The 18,134-nt window shown below is 73.4% G+C and carries 16 protein-coding genes and 1 pseudogene; 6 read left to right on the forward strand and 11 right to left on the reverse strand.

What is annotated here, in order from left to right:
- From FJ694_RS32960 to FJ694_RS32970, 3 genes and pseudogenes are all read right to left on the reverse strand, one after another.
- Window positions 1-401: pseudogene (locus FJ694_RS32960) on the reverse strand (hypothetical protein); the annotation flags it as partial.
- A complete protein-coding gene (locus FJ694_RS32965) occupies window positions 398-1,687 on the reverse strand; it encodes a cyclic di-GMP phosphodiesterase (protein WP_232540333.1) in 1,290 nt (429 codons plus the stop codon). The gene FJ694_RS32965 and the pseudogene FJ694_RS32960, both read right to left, overlap by 4 nt.
- 129 nt (window positions 1,688-1,816) lie before the next feature.
- On the reverse strand, window positions 1,817-2,089 hold the full coding sequence (locus tag FJ694_RS32970; protein ID WP_157271763.1) for a hypothetical protein: 273 nt from the start codon (window positions 2,087-2,089) through the stop codon (window positions 1,817-1,819).
- A gap of 271 nt (window positions 2,090-2,360) precedes the next feature.
- Between FJ694_RS32970 and FJ694_RS32975 the strand changes: the two genes are divergently transcribed.
- Window positions 2,361-3,464: a patatin-like phospholipase family protein gene (locus tag FJ694_RS32975; RefSeq protein ID WP_157271764.1), complete on the forward strand. Its 1,104-nt coding sequence runs from the start codon at window positions 2,361-2,363 to the stop codon at window positions 3,462-3,464.
- 141 nt (window positions 3,465-3,605) lie between these two features.
- Window positions 3,606-4,226: a hypothetical protein gene (locus tag FJ694_RS32980; RefSeq protein WP_157271765.1), complete on the forward strand. Its 621-nt coding sequence runs from the start codon at window positions 3,606-3,608 to the stop codon at window positions 4,224-4,226.
- Between the two features lie 2 nt (window positions 4,227-4,228).
- Here the strand turns inward: FJ694_RS32980 and FJ694_RS32985 are convergent, their stop codons facing one another.
- The 5 genes from FJ694_RS32985 to FJ694_RS33005 form a co-directional block, all read right to left on the reverse strand.
- A complete protein-coding gene (locus tag FJ694_RS32985; protein ID WP_157271766.1) occupies window positions 4,229-6,580 on the reverse strand; it encodes a response regulator in 2,352 nt (783 codons plus the stop codon).
- Between the two features lie 59 nt (window positions 6,581-6,639).
- Complete coding sequence (locus tag FJ694_RS32990) at window positions 6,640-8,046, reverse strand: sensor histidine kinase (RefSeq protein ID WP_157271767.1); 1,407 nt, start codon at window positions 8,044-8,046, stop codon at window positions 6,640-6,642.
- Window positions 8,036-8,857, reverse strand: a complete 822-nt coding sequence (locus FJ694_RS32995; protein WP_157271768.1) for an alpha/beta fold hydrolase — start codon at window positions 8,855-8,857, stop codon at window positions 8,036-8,038. The genes FJ694_RS32990 and FJ694_RS32995 overlap by 11 nt, the downstream gene beginning before the upstream one ends.
- A 169-nt stretch (window positions 8,858-9,026) precedes the next feature.
- On the reverse strand, window positions 9,027-9,803 hold the full coding sequence (gene budC, locus FJ694_RS33000) for a meso-2,3-butanediol dehydrogenase (protein WP_198321133.1): 777 nt from the start codon (window positions 9,801-9,803) through the stop codon (window positions 9,027-9,029).
- Window positions 9,804-9,864: 61 nt separating this feature from the next.
- On the reverse strand, window positions 9,865-10,875 hold the full coding sequence (locus tag FJ694_RS33005; protein WP_157271769.1) for a sodium-dependent bicarbonate transport family permease: 1,011 nt from the start codon (window positions 10,873-10,875) through the stop codon (window positions 9,865-9,867).
- Window positions 10,876-10,972: 97 nt separating this feature from the next.
- Here FJ694_RS33005 and FJ694_RS33010 point away from each other — a divergent pair, with 97 nt between their 5' ends.
- The 3 genes from FJ694_RS33010 (at window position 10,973) to FJ694_RS33020 (ending at window position 14,688) form a co-directional block, all read left to right on the forward strand.
- Window positions 10,973-11,884 (forward strand): LysR family transcriptional regulator, encoded by a 912-nt coding sequence (locus tag FJ694_RS33010; protein ID WP_157271770.1) that lies wholly within the window; start codon window positions 10,973-10,975, stop codon window positions 11,882-11,884.
- 105 nt (window positions 11,885-11,989) lie between these two features.
- Complete coding sequence (locus FJ694_RS33015; RefSeq protein ID WP_157271771.1) at window positions 11,990-13,858, forward strand: glycoside hydrolase family 15 protein; 1,869 nt, start codon at window positions 11,990-11,992, stop codon at window positions 13,856-13,858.
- A gap of 26 nt (window positions 13,859-13,884) precedes the next feature.
- On the forward strand, window positions 13,885-14,688 hold the full coding sequence (locus FJ694_RS33020; protein ID WP_157271778.1) for a glucose 1-dehydrogenase: 804 nt from the start codon (window positions 13,885-13,887) through the stop codon (window positions 14,686-14,688).
- A 221-nt stretch (window positions 14,689-14,909) separates the two neighbouring features.
- Here FJ694_RS33020 and FJ694_RS33025 read toward each other — a convergent pair whose 3' ends face one another.
- The 3 genes from FJ694_RS33025 to FJ694_RS33035 form a co-directional block, all read right to left on the reverse strand.
- Window positions 14,910-15,152, reverse strand: a complete 243-nt coding sequence (locus tag FJ694_RS33025; protein ID WP_157271772.1) for a glutaredoxin family protein — start codon at window positions 15,150-15,152, stop codon at window positions 14,910-14,912.
- Window positions 15,153-15,427: 275 nt separating this feature from the next.
- Window positions 15,428-16,291 carry an alpha/beta fold hydrolase gene (locus FJ694_RS33030; protein WP_157271773.1) on the reverse strand — a complete coding sequence of 288 codons (864 nt, stop codon included), beginning with the start codon at window positions 16,289-16,291 and terminating at the stop codon, window positions 15,428-15,430.
- Complete coding sequence (locus FJ694_RS33035) at window positions 16,269-16,925, reverse strand: DedA family protein (protein WP_157271774.1); 657 nt, start codon at window positions 16,923-16,925, stop codon at window positions 16,269-16,271. The genes FJ694_RS33030 and FJ694_RS33035 overlap by 23 nt, the downstream gene beginning before the upstream one ends.
- Before the next feature lie 11 nt (window positions 16,926-16,936).
- Between FJ694_RS33035 and FJ694_RS33040 the strand changes: the two genes are divergently transcribed.
- A partial coding sequence (locus FJ694_RS33040; RefSeq protein WP_157271775.1) for a P-loop NTPase family protein occupies window positions 16,937-18,134 on the forward strand: 1,198 nt, incomplete at its 3' end.

Consider the following 18,134-nt stretch of genomic DNA (forward strand, 5'->3'; position numbering starts at 1 on the left):
TGCGCGCTGTGGTCCTGCAGCGCCACCATGAACAGGCGCGGCGGCAGCGGCCGGATGCGGCGCGTGACGTGGAGCGTGGCGCCGTCGCCGCGCTGCAGCAGCGTCTGCGAGCACAGCTCGGCGCCGGATGCCGCGGCACCCGCGGCGGCGGCCTCGGCCCAGAAAGTGAAGTCCTCGGGCGTGGGCAGCAGCGTGTCGGCGGCGGCACCGAGCACCTGCGCACGCGGCAGCGCCAGCAGCGCCAGGCCGGCCTCGTTGACGGCGCACACGCGCTGCGTGTCGGCGCGCACCAGCCACACCGCCTCGTTGAGACTCTCGATCAGCAGCGACCAGGCGGCCTCGGCCGACGCGTCGTCGTGCGGGTCGCGTGCCAGGAGCAGGTCGGCGTGGTCCGGCCTCATGGCTGCGTGTCCTGCGCCGGCGGCGCCGCGGTGGGGTCGAAGAACCAGGCCACGCGCCGTCCCGGCGCGAGTGCCAGCCGCACCTCGCACGGCAGTTGCGCGGGCTTGAGGCTGCGGCGGATGGCCAGCGACTGCGGCGCGTGCTCCAGCTCCAGCGGCAGCGGCCCGCCGCGCGCCGCGCACGCGTCGTGCACCAGCACGCACGGCCGCAGCGGGTGCGTGGCATTGACGCTGGCCACCAGCGCGTAGCGGCCATCGCTGAGCTGCACCACCGAGCCCGGCGGGTACACGCCCATCATGCGCACGAAGGCGCCCAGCAGTTGCGCATCGAAGCGGCGCTGGCCCTGCGCGTACAGCAGCGACAGCGCCTCGTGGGGCGTGTGGGTGCTGGAGGCCTGCGCCGGGTTGCACAGGTTGTCGTAGCGGTTGGCCAGCGCCACGATGCGGGCGCCCTGGGCCTGCCGGTCGAGCTTGAGGCGCAGCGGGAAGCCGCTGCCGTCGGCCTGCTCGTGGTGCTGCGCGATCACGAGCAGCGCTTCGGCCTCCACCTCCATGCGCCGCGCCTGCGCCAGGCCCAGCGCCACGTGCTCGCGGTAGAGCCGGTGCTCCAGGTCCGTGAAATGGCCGTCCGGGTGGCGCACGCGCTCGGGCAGGTCGAGCTTGCCGACGTCGTGCAGCAGCGCGCCCACGCCCAGCGGCGCCAGCGCCGCCTCGGACCAGCCCAGCTGCCGCGCCAGCAGCAGCGACAGCACGGTGACGTTGAGCACGTGCGCCGACCCGCGGTCGCTCGCGGCCTCGGTGATCAGCCGGATGCTGCCGTCGGGGGTGTCGAGCATCTGCCGGATCAGCGCGCGCGCGACGGCCGTGGCGCGCGCGCCGGCGTCGGTGGGGCGGCCCGTGCGCAGCAGCTCGACCGTGTCGCGCCAGCCGCGGCCGGCTTCGGCGTAGTGGCGCTCGCAGCGCACCTGCGCCGCGCGCTGCAGCGCCGGCATGTCGCGGGGTGCCGGCGCCGGCTCCGGCGCCGTTGCGGTGGCAACCGGGTCACGGCCGGACGCCGCCGCGTCCTGCACGGGCGCCGTTGCCGTCGCCGCCGGTGCCACGGCCTCGCTGCGGCGTGGGTCCCAGCGCACCTGCTTCAGGCCCAGGCCGCGCAGGACGTCGATCTGCGCGGCGCTGTGGATCAGGAAGCTGTTGGTCGGAAAGGGATGGTCCATCCAGCCCAGCTCCAGCTGGACGTACATGCCCGGCCGCAATGCGGGCACGTCGATGTAATGCAGGGCAGACACGATCGGGTCGGAGGGGTTCACAAGTCGGACGCGAGTGCCGGCAATGTCACCCGGCAGGCACGGCCAAGGGTGTCCGAAGCGTGAAAACAGGGCCGGGAACGGGCGCCGCGCCGCGCGGGGCCGGTGCCGTCAGTGCGGGCTGCCGCGGCGGCGCGGCGCGGGCCAGGCGTCGTCCCGCGGCGCCTCGCCCACGATCGCCGCCAGCGCCCACTCGCCGCTCGCCTCGTCGTGCACCAGGACGTAGGCGCCCTCGGCGGTGGCGACCTTCCACCAGGTCCAGTCGCGGCCATGCCAGCGGTCGAGCACGCCGTCGACGGGCACGCGCCGGGTGCCGAAGCGGATGGCGCAGGGGCGGGCCTCGCCGCCGGCACCGTCCGGCTCCACTTCAACCGCAACACCCATGCTGCGCGCTCCGCCCGGCTGTCGTCAGGTGCAGGGCCGGGCAATGCGGACGCCTGCCGCCCGCTGCGCCGGGACCGGCTGCGCGCCCCCGGGCTTGTGGCAGCCTGATCAGGGTAAACCCCTAGATTGGTCCACCGATTGCTGCACTGCAGCACGAGTTGATTCCGGCGTGTGCGCCGCACGCGCCGGACCAGTCCTGCTTGCCCGGCCACCGCAACGCTCGGTGCGCCGTCGCGCAGGAGCACTCACGGCACACACGGAGGGAAAACACATGTCACATCACATCATCGGCCCCGTCGTCCAACGGCTGCGCAACATCGCCGTCCGGGACCCCGGCTCAACCCGGGCACGCGCATGGCGTGGCGGCCTGCGCAGGAAGACGGTGAACCTGGCGCTCCAGGGCGGCGGTGCGCACGGCGCATTCACCTGGGGCGCGCTGGACGCGCTGATCGACGACGGGCGCCTGGACTTCGAAGGCGTGAGCGGCAGCAGCGCCGGGGCGATGAACGCGGTGGTGATGGCCCAGGGCTGGGCCGTCGGCGGGCGCGATGGCGCGCGAGCCGCCCTGGAGGGCTTCTGGGCCGCGATCGGGCAGCTGGTGCCCACGGCCTGGGCGGCCCAGGGCAGCGGCGAGGACATGCGCCTGTCGCCGGCGGGCCGGGTGCTGGCGAGCTGGACGACCCAGTTCGCGCCCGCGCAGCTCAACCCGATGGCGCTGAACGTGTTGCGCGGGGTGCTGCTGAAAACCGTCGATTTCGAGCGGCTGCGCCGGGACTGCCCGTTCAAGCTCTTCATCGGCACCACGCAGGCCAACACCGGGCGGCTGCGGGTCTTTCGCGAGCACGAGCTGACGGTGGAGGTGCTGCTGGCCTCGGCCTGCCTGCCCAGGATCCATCACCCGGTGGAAATCGACGGGCAGCCGTACTGGGACGGCGGCTACTCGGCCAACCCGGCCGTCTTCCCGCTGTTCTACGAATGCGAGTCGCCCGACGTGCTGCTCGTGCTGCTCAACCCGCTGGTTCGCGAAGGCACGCCGCAGACCTCGACCGAGATCCGGGAGCGCATCGCGGAGCTGGGCTTTCACGCCCACTTCATGCGCGAGATGCAGATGTTCTCGCGCGCCATGGCCTTTGCCGGGCCTTCCTTCGCCCAGCGCGGGCCGCTGGAGCGCAAGCTGCGGACGATGCGCTTCCACATGATCGAGCCCGGGCAATGCGCCAGCATGCAGCGCCCCGAGACGCGGCTGCTGACCCACATGCCCTACCTGCGGCTGCTGCACGACCAGGGCCGCAGCCATGCCGGCGCATGGCTGGCGCAGCATGCGCGGGCGGTCGGCGTGCACTCCAGCATCGACATGGAACGCTGTTTCGGTTGAGTACCATCCGGCTCCGCCGGCGCAGCCCGGGCTGCGCGCGCCGGGACCCTGGCGCCCCCGGGCCCCGACACCAAAGCTCACAGACCCGGCCGCCGTGGCCCGGTCCAATGCGCGCCCCTTGAACGAAGCCGACACACCCCCATGCCACTGAACGCGGGCAACGCCGAGCAACGACGCCGGCAGCGCAAGACCTCCAAGTCCAGACCGAAGCACCCGGGCGGCGGCCCGCGCCGGCCGCGCCCGCACGTGGAAGGCGCGGCCGCGGCGCGGCCCCTGCCGGGCCCGACCACGCCGGCCCGTGCCGCGAAGGCCGCCGCGCCCGCGGCCCGGGCCGCCGACATCGACGCCGGGCTCCAGTCCCTGGCCGACACGGCGCGCGCGTTCAACCGGCCGTTCCACCGCGAGGCCGCGCTGCTGGCCGCGGCCACGGTGGGTTGCTGGCTGATCCCGGCCGACGCCGCCGTCCTGGGACTGGGCGTGCGGGAGGCAGCCTTCCTGGCCGTGCTGGCGCTGCTGGCGGCCTGGCTGCCAGTGCGCCGGCAGCGGCAGCGCGAGGCGCTGAACCGGCATTTCGACACCGGGCTGGCCCGCGTCAACCAGGCCGTGGCCGATCCGGCCGAGCGGCTGGTCTACCGCTCGAAGCTGGCCCGGCTGCGCGCCCAGGCGCTGGCGCCGCGCCGCTTCCTCGCGCCGGCTTCGAGCCTGCTCGCCGCCCTGGCGCTCTGGGCCGCGGCGCTGCTGGCCGCCCGCCTCGGCGCCTGACCTCAGCCTTCACGCCCAAGCCACGCCAGCAGCCGGGCGTAGAAGGTGTCGGGCGTGACGGGCTTGGAGACGAAGTCGTTCATGCCGGCCTCGGTGCAGGCGCGGCGGTCCTCGTCGTAGACGTTGGCGGTCATGGCCAGGATGGGCACGTCCTGGCGCCCGGGCAGGGCGCGGATGGCGCGCGTGGCCGCCAGCCCGTCCATGCCGGGCATGTGCATGTCCATCAGGATCAGCGCGTGCCGCTGCGCGCGCGCGCGCTCCAGCGCCTCGCGGCCGTCCTGCGCCACGTCCACCGCCAGCCCCGCGTGGCGCAGCATCTCCCGGGCGATCTCCAGGTTCACCGCGTTGTCCTCGGCCACCAGCACCACGGCGCCGCCGTGCCGCTCGCGCAGCAGCGCCGCGGCATCCAGGGCCCGGGCGCGCGCATCGGCCGCGGGCGCCTGGGCCGCGCGCCCGGGCTGGAGCCGTGCCGTGAACCAGAAGGTGCTGCCGCGCCCCGGCGTGCTCGTGGCGCCGGCCTCGCCGCCCATGAGCCGGGCCAGGCCGCGCGTGATGGACAGCCCCAGCCCCGTGCCGCCGAAGCGCCGCGTGGTCGTGGCGTCGGCCTGCTCGAAGGGGTCGAACAGGCGCTGCAGCTCCTGCGGGGCGATGCCCATGCCGCTGTCCTCGACCTCGAAGCGCACCAGCAGGGCGCCGCCGCCATCGCCGCCGTCATTGCCGTCGGGCACCGGCAGCGCCCGCGCGCGCAGCGCCACGTGCCCGGCCGCGGTGAACTTCACGGCGTTGGACGCATAGTTCAGCAGCGCCTGGCGCAGCCGGGTCTCGTCGCCGCGCAGCCAGCCCAGCGCGCCGGCGTCCAGCGACACCGCCAGCCCCTTGGCCGCGGCATCCGGGCCGACGATGGAGCGCACCTGCTCCAGCAGCGCGGGCAGCTCGAAGTCGCGCTCCTCCAGCTGCAGCTTGCCGGCGTCGATGCGCGAGATGTCGAGGATGTTGTTGATGACGCACAGCAGGTGCCGCCCCGCGTCCTCGATGCCCGCGAGCCGCGCCGCCTGCTGCGGCGTGAGGCCCTCGCCGGCGAGCAGGTGCGTCAGGCCCAGGATCGCGTTCATGGGCGTGCGGATCTCGTGGCTCATGTTGGCCAGGAACGCGCTCTTGGCGCGGCTGGCGGCGCGGGCCGCGTTGTGCGCGGCGGCCAGCTCGGCCGTGCGCTCGCGCACGCGCTCCTCCAGCGTGGCGGCCAGCGCGTGCAGCTCGGCGGTGCGCTCCCGCACGCGCTGCTCCAGCGTGCCCAGCTGCATGCGCACCGCGATGGCGGCCAGCACCGACTGCCCGATGCGCTCCAGCAGCTCGCGGTCCTGCGCGCTCCAGGGGTGCGGCTGGCCGTCGATGGCGCAGAAGCTGCCCAGCACGTGGCCGTCGGGCGTGCTCAGCGGCACGCCCAGGTAGGCGCGCACGCCCAGGTCGCGCACCGCGCCGTTGTCGCGCACCAGCGGTTCGGCCAGCGCGTCCTCCACCACCAGCGGCGCGCCGGAATTGACGACGTGCTGGCAGAAGCTGTGCGACAGCGGCGTCTCGCGCCGCGTGGCCCAGGGCTCGGGCAGGCCCACGGCGCTCTTGAAGAACTGGCGCTGGCCGTCCACCAGGCTGACCAGGCACACCGGCACCTGCAGCGAATCCGCTGCCAGCCGCGTGAAGCGGTCGAAGGCCTCTTCGGGCGCGGAGTCCATGAGCTGCGTGCGCGCCAGCACGGCCAGCCGCTGCGGGTCGTCCACGGGCTTGACGCCCGGCGCGGGCACGGGCGCCGCCGCCGGCCAGGGACCGGGCCCGGCCACGGAGCGCCACAGCGCCTCGTTGAGGCTGACCATGTTGCGGGCCTGGACCTGCAGCGCCTCGTTGGCCCGGCGCAGCTCCCGCGCCTGCCCGGCCTGCGCCTGCAGCCGCTCGGCCGTGGCCCGCCGCTCCTGCTCGGCGCGCGCCAGCGCCAGGTCGACGACCGTGCGCAGCACCAGCGGGTCGAAGGGCTTCCTGACGAAGCCGTAGGGCGCGGCCTGCGCCACCCGGGCCACCGTCTCGCGGTCGAGTTGCGAGGTGAGGAAGACCACGGGCAGCGGCTCGGGCCCGCGCAGGCGCAGCGCGGTGTCCACGCCGTCCATCGGACCCTGCAGGCGGATGTCCATGAGCACCAGGTCGGGACGCTGCCGAGCCGCCAGCGCCAGGGCCTGCGCGCCGCTCAGCGCGTGGCCGACCACCTGGTGGCCCAGCTCTTCCAGGTGCGACTGCAGGTCCAGGGCGACCAGGACCTCGTCCTCGACGAGGAGGATCCGGGCGGAAGAGTGCGTGCTGGAGGACATGGTGGTGATGGAAGCCGTGCGCACCGCGGGGTGCGCGGGAGGGTCGGCGCGGCCGGGCCTCAGCCCGCCACGGCCGGAGCAGCCGGTGCGCCCGCGGCGCTGCAGGCCCGCATGGTGATGACAAAGCACGCGCCCCGCTGCGTCCGGGGGTTCTCCAGCTGCGCGTCGAGCTGCAGCAGCAGGGCCTGCACGATGCGCATGCCCAGCCCGCGCGACGCGCCGGGGTCGAACCCGGCGGGCAGGCCCACGCCGTCGTCGGCCAGCGCCACGCGCAGCCGGCCCTCGTCCTCGGTGAGGCGCAGCGTGACGGTGCCGTGCCCGCCGCCCGGGAAGGCGTACTTCACCGCGTTGGTCAGCAGCTCGGCCAGCACCAGCGACAGCGGCACCGCCTGCTCCAGCGCCAGCACCGGCTGCGCCTGGCCGTCGAAGTCCAGCCGGATGCGGCCGCCGCCCAGCGAGGACAGCGTGTCCTCCGCCAGCCGCCGCAAGTGCTGCGCGATGTCGAGCGTGCCGTGCGCGCCCGACTCGTAGAGCTGCTCGTGCACCCGCGCCACGACCGAGACGCGCGTGCGCGCCTCCTGCAGCGCGGCGCGCGCGTCGGCGTCGGCAATGCCGCGCGCCTGCAGCGACAGCAGCGAGCTCACCAGCTGCAGGCTGTTCTTCACGCGGTGGTGGACCTCGTGCAGCAGCATCTCCTTGACGCGCACCGTCTCCGCCACCGCCGCCTCCACGGCCTTGCGGCTGGAGATGTCGCTGGCATAGCCGTGCCACAGCAGCCGGCCGCCGTCCAGGCGCTGCGGCCGGGCCTCGACGGCGCGCCAGGCCGGCGCGCCCGGCCGCTGCAGCCGGAACTCGCCGTGCCAGGGCCGCATGTCGCGCGCCGACGCCTGCAGCTCCTCGCTCACCCGGGCCCGGTCGTCCGCGTGGACGGCGTCCAGCAGCGGGGCATCGATCCCCGGCGCGGGCAGCGCCAGCAGGGCGCACACGGCCTCGCCCGGGGCGCTGACCTGCACGCCGCCGCCGCCTTGCAGCAGCAGCTGCAGCAGCGCGCCGGGCATGTGCTCCACCGAGTGCTTGATGCGCAGCAGCTCCTGCTCGATGCGCTTGCGCTCGTTCATCGGCATGAAGGCGCACTCGTTGCGCGGGCCGCTGCCCGTGGCCAGGCGCACGGCGCTGCACATCACGAACACGCCGCCGCCGTCGGCCGTGCGCAGCTGCAGCGCCAGCTCCTGGGCGCGGCCGCTGAGCTTGAGCACCGGCAGCAGGTGGTTGTCGAACACGACCCGCCCGGCCAGCGTCATGAGCGTGCCCAGCCGCTGCCCGACCAGGGCCCCGGCCGGGTGCTGCACCAGCTGCGCCATGCCGGTGTTGGCTTCCAGGATGACGCCGTCGTCGTCGAAGGCCACCAGCGCCACCGCGGCCGTGGCGCACAGTCCCGGCGGCAGCGCGCCGGCGTCAGCCGGCATCGGGCAACACGTGCTGCTGCAGCCAGCTCCGCAGGGCATCGATGGTTTCCTCGGGGTGGCTCACGTGCGGGCAGTGGCCGGTGGCCTGCAGCCGCACCAGCGTGCTGCCGGGAATGTGGCGGTGCACGTACTCGCCCACGGCGTCCGGCGCGATCACGTCGTCGCGGCACTGCAGGATCAGCGTGGGCTGGCGCACGGCGCCCAGGTCGGCGCGGTTGTCGGCGTGGAAGGTGACGTGCGCGAAGAGCCGCGCGGCCTCCGGGTGCATGGCGCAGAAGCGCTCCTGCAGGTCGTCCTTGAGCTGCGCCGAGCCGTGCAGGCCCGCCACCGCCTGCGCCAGCGAGCCGGCCCAGGCGGTGTAGTTGCTGTCCATGAGCTCCAGCAGCCCCTCGACGTCGGCGGGATCGAAGCCGCCGAAGTAGCCGCTGTCCGGGTCGTTGATGTAGCGCGGCGAGGGCCCGACCATCGCGAGGTGCGAGAAGCGCTGCGGCTCGCGCTGCGCGGCGAGCATGCCGATCATGGCGCTGACCGAGTGGCCGACGAACACGGCGTCGCGCAACTCCAGCGCCTGGGCCATCTCCAGCACGTCCTGCACGTGTCCCTGCAGCGAGCCGTAGCGCCGCGCGTCGAACTCCGCGTGGTCGGAGCGGCCGCAGCCCACGTAGTCGAACAGCACCAGCCGGTGGTCGGCCGCGAAGGCCGGCACCAGCGCGCTCCACATGGCCTGGTCGCAGCCGAAGCCGTGCCCCAGCACGAGCGTCCTGGACCCTTGCCCGATGACGTTGACGTTGTTGCGCTTGAGTACCGACATCGCTGCGTTCCGTGACTGCAACCCGGCATCGTAAGGAGGCCAGGCACCGATGCCGCGTGACTTGTACTGAGAAACGGCAAGTCGTGTCCCGTGCGCTGCGCCGCGCACTCGGCATCCGTGAAATCTGCACGGCGCGCAGGCTCAAGTCGCGGCGCTGGCGTCCGCGCCCTTACATCGGCGGCTGCCCGTTCGAGGCCGTGACGCCGCCGTCCACCGGCAGGTTCACGCCGTTGACGAAGCGGGCGTCGTCGCTGGCCAGGAACGCCACCACGCCGGCGATGTCCTCGGGCTCGGCCGGGCGGCCCAGCGGCAGCCGCTCCATGAAGCGGCGCATCAGCGCCTCGTCCTGGAGCATGTCCGCGGTCATGTCGCTGCGCGTGAGCGAGGGGCACACCGCATTGACGCGCACGCCGCGCCCGCCGAAGTCCAGCGCCAGCGAGCGCGTGAGGTTGACGACGCCGCCCTTGGCCGCGTTGTAGGCCGCCAGCGCCCAGTCCGCGCCCAGGCCGGAGACCGAGGCGACGTTGACGATGCAACCCTGGCGCTCCAGCAGCCGCGGCAGCGCCGCCTTGCAGCCGTGGAAGACGCCGCTGAGGTCGGTCTGCAGCGTGTCGTGCCAGTCGTCGAGGCTGGTGTCGGCGACGCTGCCTTCGGGCGCGACGCCGGCGTTGTTGACCATCACGTCCAGGCCGCCGAAGCGCGCCGCCGCCGCGGCCACCAGGCGCTCGACCTGCGCGAAGTCGCGCACGTCGCAGGCCTGCACCAGCGTGCGCGCGGCGTCCAGGCCCGCGGCCACCGCCCGCAGCTTGTCCTCGGTGCGCCCGGCCAGCACGACGTTGGCACCCTCGGCGGCGAAGCGCTCGGCAATGCCGCGCCCGATGCCGGAGCCCGCGCCGGTGACGATGACGGTCTGGTCGGTGAAGCGGCGCAGGGAGGTGGCGGGCATCGGGAGGTCTCCGGGAGTCAACACAGCGATGCGCGGCCCCGGGCGAACGGCGTGCCCGGCCTCAGCCCAGCACCCGGTGCGCGATGCTGATGTACAGCGGTATGCCCAGCAGGATGTTGAAGGGGAAGGTCAGGCCCAGCGACATGCCGAAGTACAGCGCCGGCCGGGCTTCCGGGAGGGCGTGGCGCAGCACCGCCGGCACGGCGATGTAGGACGCGCTGGCGGCCAGCACCATCAGCAGCGCCGCGTTGCCGGGCTGCAGCCCCATCAGGGCCGCCAGGGCCAGGGCCAGCGCGGCATGCGCCAGCGGACCCACGATGGCGTAGCCCAGCAGCCAGGGCGACAGGCCCCGCAGCCCGGCCAGGTTGCGCGCCGCCAGCAGGCCCATGTCGAGCAGGAAGAAGGCCAGCATGCCCTTGAACAGGTCCACCGAGAACGGCGCCATGACCGACTTGCCGGCCTCGCCCGTCACGAAGCCGATGACCATGGCACCCAGCAGCAGCAGCTGCGCGCCGTCCGTGAAGGACTCGTGCAGGATCTTGCCCAGCGGCAGCGGAGCCTGGCGCGGTGCGCCGCCCAGCGCCGCCGTGCCGCCGCCCACGTTCACCACCGCGCCCGCGGTCGCGCCTTGACGCAGCATGTTGGCCAGCAGCACGGCCATGATGATGGCCGGCGACTCCATCAGCGCCATGGCCGCGGCCATGTGCCCGCCGTAGGGCAGCCCGCTGTTCTCCAGGGTCTGCACGGCGGTGATGAAGGTCACGGCGCTGACCGAGCCGTAGGTGGCCGCCAGCGCGGCGGCGTCGAAGCCGCCCAGGAAGCGCTTGAGCACCTGGTAGCCGATGGCCGGGACGATGATGGCCAGCGCCACCGCGCAGGCCAGGCTGGTGGCCACTTCGGCCGTCATGCCCGAGGCTGCCAGCGCGAAGCCGCCCTTGAGGCCCAGCGCCATCAGCAGGTACAGCGACAGGAAGCGGGAAATCGGCTGCGGTATTTCCAGGTTGGATTTCACCGTGCCGGCCAGGATGCCGAAAACGAAGAAAAGAATGGCGGGGTCGAGAATGTTCTGCATTTTTGCTGGGCAGTACTTTTGAGTATTCCGCCATGTTAGGGAAATCCATATAAAATGAAAAATCAATTATTATTATGAGAAGCATCGACTTCACTCTATGAACGTTACCTTCCGCCAGCTGCGCCTGTTCCTGGCGCTGGTCGAGCACGGCAGCATCACGGCCGCCGCGCGGGCCTGCCACGTCACCCAGCCCACGGTGTCGATGCAGCTCAGGGAGCTGTCCGACGCGGTGGGGCTGCCGCTGTACGAGCAGATCGGCAAGCGGCTGTTCCTGACGGCGGCCGGCGAGGCGCTGGCCGAGACGGCGCGCGCGATCGAGCAGGAGTGGGCCGCCTTCGGGCAGCGCATCGACGCCATGCAGGGGCTCACGCGCGGCCAGCTGCGCGTGGCGGTGGTGAGCACCGCCAAGTATTTCGTGCCGCGCATCCTGGGCAGCTTCTGCACGGCGCATCCGGACATCGACGTCACGCTGGAAATCCACAACCGCGACGGCGTGGTGGCGCGGCTGCGCGACAACCGCGACGACCTCTACATCATGTCCATGCCGCCTTCGGACATCGAGCTGGAGCAGCACGCCTTCCTGCCCAACCCGCTGGTGCTGATCGCGCCAGAGGGCCACCGGCTGGCGGGCCGCGCCGGCCTGCCGCTGGCCGAGCTGGCGGGCGAGCGCTTCATCCTGCGCGAGCGGGGCTCGGGCACCCGGCTGGCCTGCGACGCGCATTTCGCCCGCCTCGGCTTCGAGCCGCGGGTGCGGCTGGAGCTGGGCAGCAACGAGGCCATCAAGCAGGCCGTCGCCGGCGGGCTGGGGCTGTCCGTGATCTCGCGCCACGCCCTGACGGCGCACCTCGAGGACGAGCAGCTGGCCGTGCTCGACGTGCAGGACTTCCCGGTGCTGTGCAGCTGGTCCACGCTCTATCCGCGCGGCAAGCGCCTGTCGCCGGTGGCCACCGTGTTCCTGGAGCACCTCGAAGACACGGCGCGCGACTGGCTGGCCAAGCGCTGGCGCTGAGCCGGGCGCGGCCGCGGCTTCGGCCGCGGATGCGCGGGGGCGCCGGTTGCCGGCGCAACCGGCGGGCCCGGCCCGGCTGGGAACGGGCCTTGCCCCGCCGCCCCGGTGGACTATCCCGACATCGAATCCCACGGCGTCATCGGCAACCTGCGCACCGCGGCGCTGGTGGGCCGCGACGGCACGATCGACTTCTTCTGCTTCCCGCGCTTCGACTCGCCCAGCGTGTTCCTGTCGCTGCTGGACCCGCGGCGCGGAGGCAGCTTCTCGATCCGGCCGGTGGGCGAGGGCGTGCACACGCGCCAGATGTACCTGCCCGACACCAACGTGCTGCTCACGCGCTTCATGTCGCCGGCGGGCATGGCCGAGGTCACCGACTGGATGCCCGTGAGCGCCACGGGCCAGCCGCGCAGTGCGCTGGTGCGGCGCATCCAGGGCATTCGCGGGCGGCTGGCGCTGCACGTGTGCTGCGCGCCGCGCTTCGACTACGCGCGCGCGGCGCTGCCGGCGCGGCTGCTCGACGGCGGCCGCACGGCGCTGTTCGGCGACCCGGCCCACCCGGGGCCGCTGCTGCTGCGCAGCACGCAGCCGCTGGTGCCGGGCGGCAGCCGGGGCGGCAGTGATTGCGACGTGGAGGCGCTGGTCGAGGTCGGCGCCGGCGAGGAGGTGGCGCTGGTGCTGGAGTGCGTGCAGGAGCGGCCCAGCGCGCAGGGGCCGGGGTCGCTGCAGGACTTCGTCGCCGCCTCGTTCCAGGACACCATGGCCTTCTGGCGCGGCTGGAGCGAGCGCTCCAGCTACCGCGGGCGCTGGCGCGAGATCGTGCAGCGCTCGGCGCTGGTGCTCAAGCTGCTGTCCTCGGCCGACCACGGCGGCATCATCGGCGCGGCCACCTTCGGGCTGCCCGAGCACGTGGGTGGCGAGCGCAACTGGGACTACCGCTACTGCTGGCTGCGCGACGCGGCCTTCACCGTCTACGCGCTCATGCGGCTGGGCTACACCGGGGAGGCGGAAGCCTTCATCGGCTGGGCGCATGACCGCATGCTCGACCAGCAGGGCGGCGAGCCGCCGCAGATCCTCTACGCCGTGGACGGCCGCCACGTCGGCCACGAATTCGAGCTGTCGCACCTGGCCGGCTACCGCGGCTCGCGCCCGGTGCGCGTGGGCAATGCCGCGGCCGGGCAGCTGCAGCTCGACGTGCTGGGCGAGCTGGTGGACGCGATCTACATGGCCGAGCGCCACGGCGTGCCGGCCTCCATCGACGTGTGGCAAGGCCTGTCGCAGCGCATCGACTGGTGGTGCGCCAACTGGGACCAGCCCGAGGAGGGCATCTGGGAGATGCGCGGCCCGCGCCGCGACCTGCTCTCGGGCCGGCTGCTGAGCTGGGTGGCGCTGGACCGCGCGCTGCGCATGGCGCGCAGCTACGCGCGCCCCACGCCCTGGCAGCACTGGTACCAGACGCGCGACGCCATCGCGCGGCAGATCCTCACCGACTTCTGGAACCCCAGGAAGCAGGCCTTCGTGCAGTACCGCGGCGGCGACACGCTCGACGCGGCGGCGCTCTTGATGCCCATGGTCAAGTTCGTCAGCCCCACCGACCCGCGCTGGCTCTCGACGCTCGACGCCATCCACCGCGAGCTGGCCGTGGACGGGCTCGTGGCGCGCTACTCGACCACCGACGCCGGCGGCGAGGTCAACATCGACGGGCTCTCCGGGCAGGAAGGCGCCTTCGTGCCGTGCTCGTTCTGGTACGTGGAGTGCCTGGCGCGCAGCGGCCGCGTCGAGGAGGCGCGGCTGCTGTTCGAGAAGATGCTGACCTACGCCAACCACCTGGGCCTGTACGCCGAGGAGCTGGGCCCCAGCGGCGCGCAGCTGGGCAACTTCCCGCAGGCGCTCACGCACCTGGCGCTCATCAGCGCGGCCCACGCCCTGGACCGCGTCATCGAGGAAGGGCCGGCGACGTGGTCGCGCGGGGGATGAATCTCAATGCCAAGGCAGTAGAAGCGATGGACATCAAGCTCAACGGACAGGTGGCGCTCGTCACCGGGGCCAGCTCCGGCATCGGCGCGGGCGTGGCCGAGGCGCTGGCCGCGGCCGGCGCGGCGGTGGTCGTCAACTACCACTCGCAGGCCGAGCCGGCCCAAGCGCTGGTACACCGCATCACGGACGCGGGCGGGCGCGCCATCGCCGCCGGCGCCGACGTGGGCGACGAGGGCGAGGTGGAGAGGGTGTTCGCCCAGGCGCTGGACGCCTTCGGGCGGCTCGACATCCTGGTGGCCAACTCGGGGCTGCAGCGCGACGCGGCCTTCGCCGACATGACGCTCCAGCAATGGAACGAGGTGCTGCAGACCAACCTCACCGGCCAGTTCCTGTGCGCGCGCGCCGCGGTGCGGCAGTTCCGGCGCCAGGGCGTGTGCGAAGGCCTCTCGCGCGCGGCCGGCAAGATCATCCACATGAGCTCGGTGCACGAGGTGATCCCGTGGGCGGGCCACGTCAACTACGCCGCCTCCAAGGGCGGCGTGAATCTCCTGATGCGCTCGCTGGCGCAGGAGGTGGCGGCCGAGCGCATCCGCGTCAATGCCATCGCGCCCGGGGCGATCGCCACGGCCATCAACAGCGAGGTGGTGGACGACCCGCAGCGGCGGGAGGAACTGCTGAAGCTCATTCCCTACGGCCGCGTCGGCGAGGTCGAGGACGTGGCCCGCGCCGCGCTGTGGCTGGCCAGCGACGCCTCGGACTACGTGGTCGGCACGACGCTCTTCATCGACGGCGGCATGTGCCTGTACCCGGCGTTCAGGGACAACGGGTGACTTCCGTTCAGCGGTTCACCCATCCGTTCGTCCTGAGGTATCGAAGGACGAATCCGCAAGGCTGGTACGGAGGCTGAGAACCATTGGCTTTTCGAGCCGTTCGGGCTGAGGTATCGAAGACCGAATCCGACAGGCTCGGATGGCGACTTCACAGCGGTGGCCGTTCATCCTTCGATACCTCGGGACGAACGGATTACTTCACTGGCTGAAGTGGATTGAAGTCAGCGCCCCAACTGCGCCAGCGCCGCCTGCAGCCCGGCCACGCCGCCGACGCGCTGGTCGTTGATGAAGATCTGCGGCATCTGCCGCACCGCCGGGCCGCAGCGCTCGTAGAAGGCCAGGCGCTCGGCCTCGTCGTCGATCTGCACCACCTCGAAGGGCAGGCCCTTGCTCTGCAGCAGCCGCTTGGCCGTGTCGCACTGGGGGCAGGCGCTCTTGCTGTAGACGACGATGTTCAGGTTCATGGGGGGCTCCCGGGCAAAAGGGCGGGAGTATCGCCGCGCCGCTGCAGCACCCGCTGTCCGGAAGAAGGCTTCAACCTGTGGCATCCCGTCAGCCACGACGTCTCGCACCCCAATCCGTCATTCCGGCGAAAGCCGGAATCCACGCGCACCGATACGGTGGAACGGCCGACGTCGGCACGTGTCTGCACTGGCCAGCGAGGCATCGCGGCGATCGTGGATTCCGGCTTTCGCCGGAATGACGAGGGAAGGTGTCCGCCTTCGACCAAGGGCCGGAGTCAGGGCACTCCGTTTCCCTTCAGCAGCCACTCCCGCACCACCCCGTTGAACTCCTGCGCCCGCTCCACCATCGGCCAATGCCCGCTGTCCAGGCCCACGGCGCGGCAGCCCGGACGCTGGTCCAGCCGCGCCGCCCAGGACGGGGAGTGGAACTGCAGCGGCTTGCGCCGTCCGAAGACGTAGAGCATCGGGCACGGCGGCTCGAAGCCGGCGCGCATGCGGCGCTGGAAGTCGGCATAGGCGCCGCTCCACAGCAGCGCGTAGGGCTGGTTCATGGCGTGGCCGATGGTGGCCGGATCGCCCGGCGCGCGCGCGAGGCGCGCGAAGCCGCGCGACATCGCGTCGCCGCGCGCGCCGCCGATGCGCCACGCCGCGATCAGCCAGCCCTGGTAGGCGGCGATGGCGGCCTTGTCGCGCAGGCGCAGCGAGCGCACGTGCGCGGGCGAGCCCGCGTCGCCCACGTCCACGCCGACGATGCGGCGCACGCGCCCGGGGCAGGTCAGCGCCCATTCGTAGCCGAAGGCGCAGCCCCAGTCGTGCAGCAGCAGCGCCAGCGGCCGCTGCGGCGAGACGGCGTCGGCGATGCGGCCGATGAGATCGGTCACGCCCGCCAGCGGCAGCGGCCGCGCGCCGCGCGCCACGTCGAAGCCCGGCAGCGTGAAGCGCACGCAGCGGAAGGCGTCGCCGAAGGCAGCCACCTGCGCGTCCCACAGCCGCGCCGTGTCGGGCCAGCCGTGGATCATCAGCAGCGCCTCTTCCCCGTGGCCCTCGACGTGCACCGGCACGCCGTCGATCTCCAGCGCCACGGGCAACTCGCGCGGCGAGCCGCGGGCGGGGCGCTCAGTGCCGGCCGGCGCCGCCATGGCCGGGCTCCTTGCCTTGCTGCCTGCCCTTGTCGTGGCCGCCGTGGCCCTGCCGCAGCACGCGCCACAGGTAGCCGACGACCACCAGCACCAGCAGCCCGGTGGACACCGGGTTGAGCCAGTGCGCGATGCGCTCGTACTGCTGCTCCAGCAGGTAGCCCGCGGCCGTGAGCACGCTGCACCACAGCGCCGAGCCCAGGGCTGTCCAGGCCAGGAACGAGGGCAGCGCCATGGCCGTGAGCCCGGCCGGCAGCGACACCACCGTGCGCAGCCCCGGCACCAGCCGGCCCAGCACCAGCACCACCGGACCGCGCCGGCGGAACCACGCCTCGGCCCGCTCCACCTCCTCGGGCGAGACCGTGACCCAGCGCCCGTGGCGCTCGGCCAGGCGCCGCACCCGCGCGCAGCCCAGCCAGCGCCCGGCCGCGTACCAGGGCAGGGCGCCGACGACGGCGCCGGCCGTGCCCGCCACCACCACCAGCGCCGGCTGCAGCTTGCCCCCGGCAGCCAGGAAGCCGGCGAAGGGCATGATCAGCTCCGAGGGAAAGGGCGGAAACAGGTTCTCGGCCAGCATCAGCGCCGCGACGCCGAGGTAGCCGTGCTGCTCTATGAATCCCATCACCCATTCCGCCATGCCGTACCTCCATGCCTGCCGACACTGACCGCACGCAACGCCTGATGGCCGAGCTGCAACGCCTCTTCCCGGTCCCTTCCGCCGACACCGATGCCGGCGCTGCCGCCGTCGCGGCGCTGCAGCGGCAGTTGGCGGGCCTGGAGCCCGCGGCCCTCGATCTCACCGGCGCCACCGGCCGCGCGCGTCTCATGGTGCTGCGCTTCGGCGGCGTGGCGCGCGGCGCCGGCGCCGCGCAGGGCGCCGCGGTGCTGCAGCTGGCCCGGGTGCTGATGGAAACGCTGGACTGGCCCGAAGCCGCGCTCTCGGTCGATGGCCGCGACGCCTTCAACCTGTGGCTGCCGCTGGCCGAGGCGGCGCCGGTGGCCGACCTGCGCGAATTCCTGCGCTTGCTGCACGCGGTTCACCTGCCGGAGCAGCCGGCGCTGGAGGCGAGCCCGGGCGATGCCGGGCATGCCGCCGAAAGCGTGATCCTGCCGCCGGGCCTGCATCCGGACACCGGGCTGTGGTCGGTGTTCATCGCGCCGGGGCTGGCGTCCTCGTTCAGCGAGGAAGCGGGCATCGACATCCCGCCCAACCTGGACAAGCAGGCCGAGCTGCTGGCGCGGCTGGAGCCGGCGTCGCTGGACGTTTTCAGCCAGGCGCTGGAGCGGCTGCGCCGGCAGGCGGCGCCGGCACCGGCACCGGCCGCAGACGTGGCGCCGGTGCCCGGTACGGTCACGCCGGCCGCCGCGCCCGCGCCCGCGCCCGCGCTGGCCGCGTCCGTGCCCGAAGTGCTGGCGGCGCAGCGCGAGGAGTTGCTGCGCGCCCTGTCCTGGCCGGTGGCGGCGGTATCCACGCCCTTTGCCGGGCTCACCAGCCTGCTGCACGGTGGCTTCCGGGGCGGCCGCTTCTACGCGCTGCTGGCGCCGCCGAAGTCGGGCAAGACGACGCTGGCCGCGCTGGCGCTGGAGCATGCCGCGGCGCGCGGCCATGCCGCGCTGTACATGGGCTTCGAGACGGCGCGCGAGCAGCTGATCCACGCCGCGCTGGCGCGCCGGCTGCGGCTGGATGCCGCGCGCATCGAGGCGCGCTCGCTGGCGCCCGACGAGGCCGCGCGCGTGGCCGCGGCGCTGGAGGGCTGGCTGGAGCACGAGGGCCGGCACCTGGCGCTGTGGGAAGCCGCCCCCGGCACGGCGCTGGCCGAGGCCGCGGCCTGGGGCCGGCGCGCGG

It is taken from the genome of Azohydromonas aeria (assembly GCF_009760915.1).
GTDB lineage: Bacteria > Pseudomonadota > Gammaproteobacteria > Burkholderiales > Burkholderiaceae_C > Azohydromonas > Azohydromonas aeria.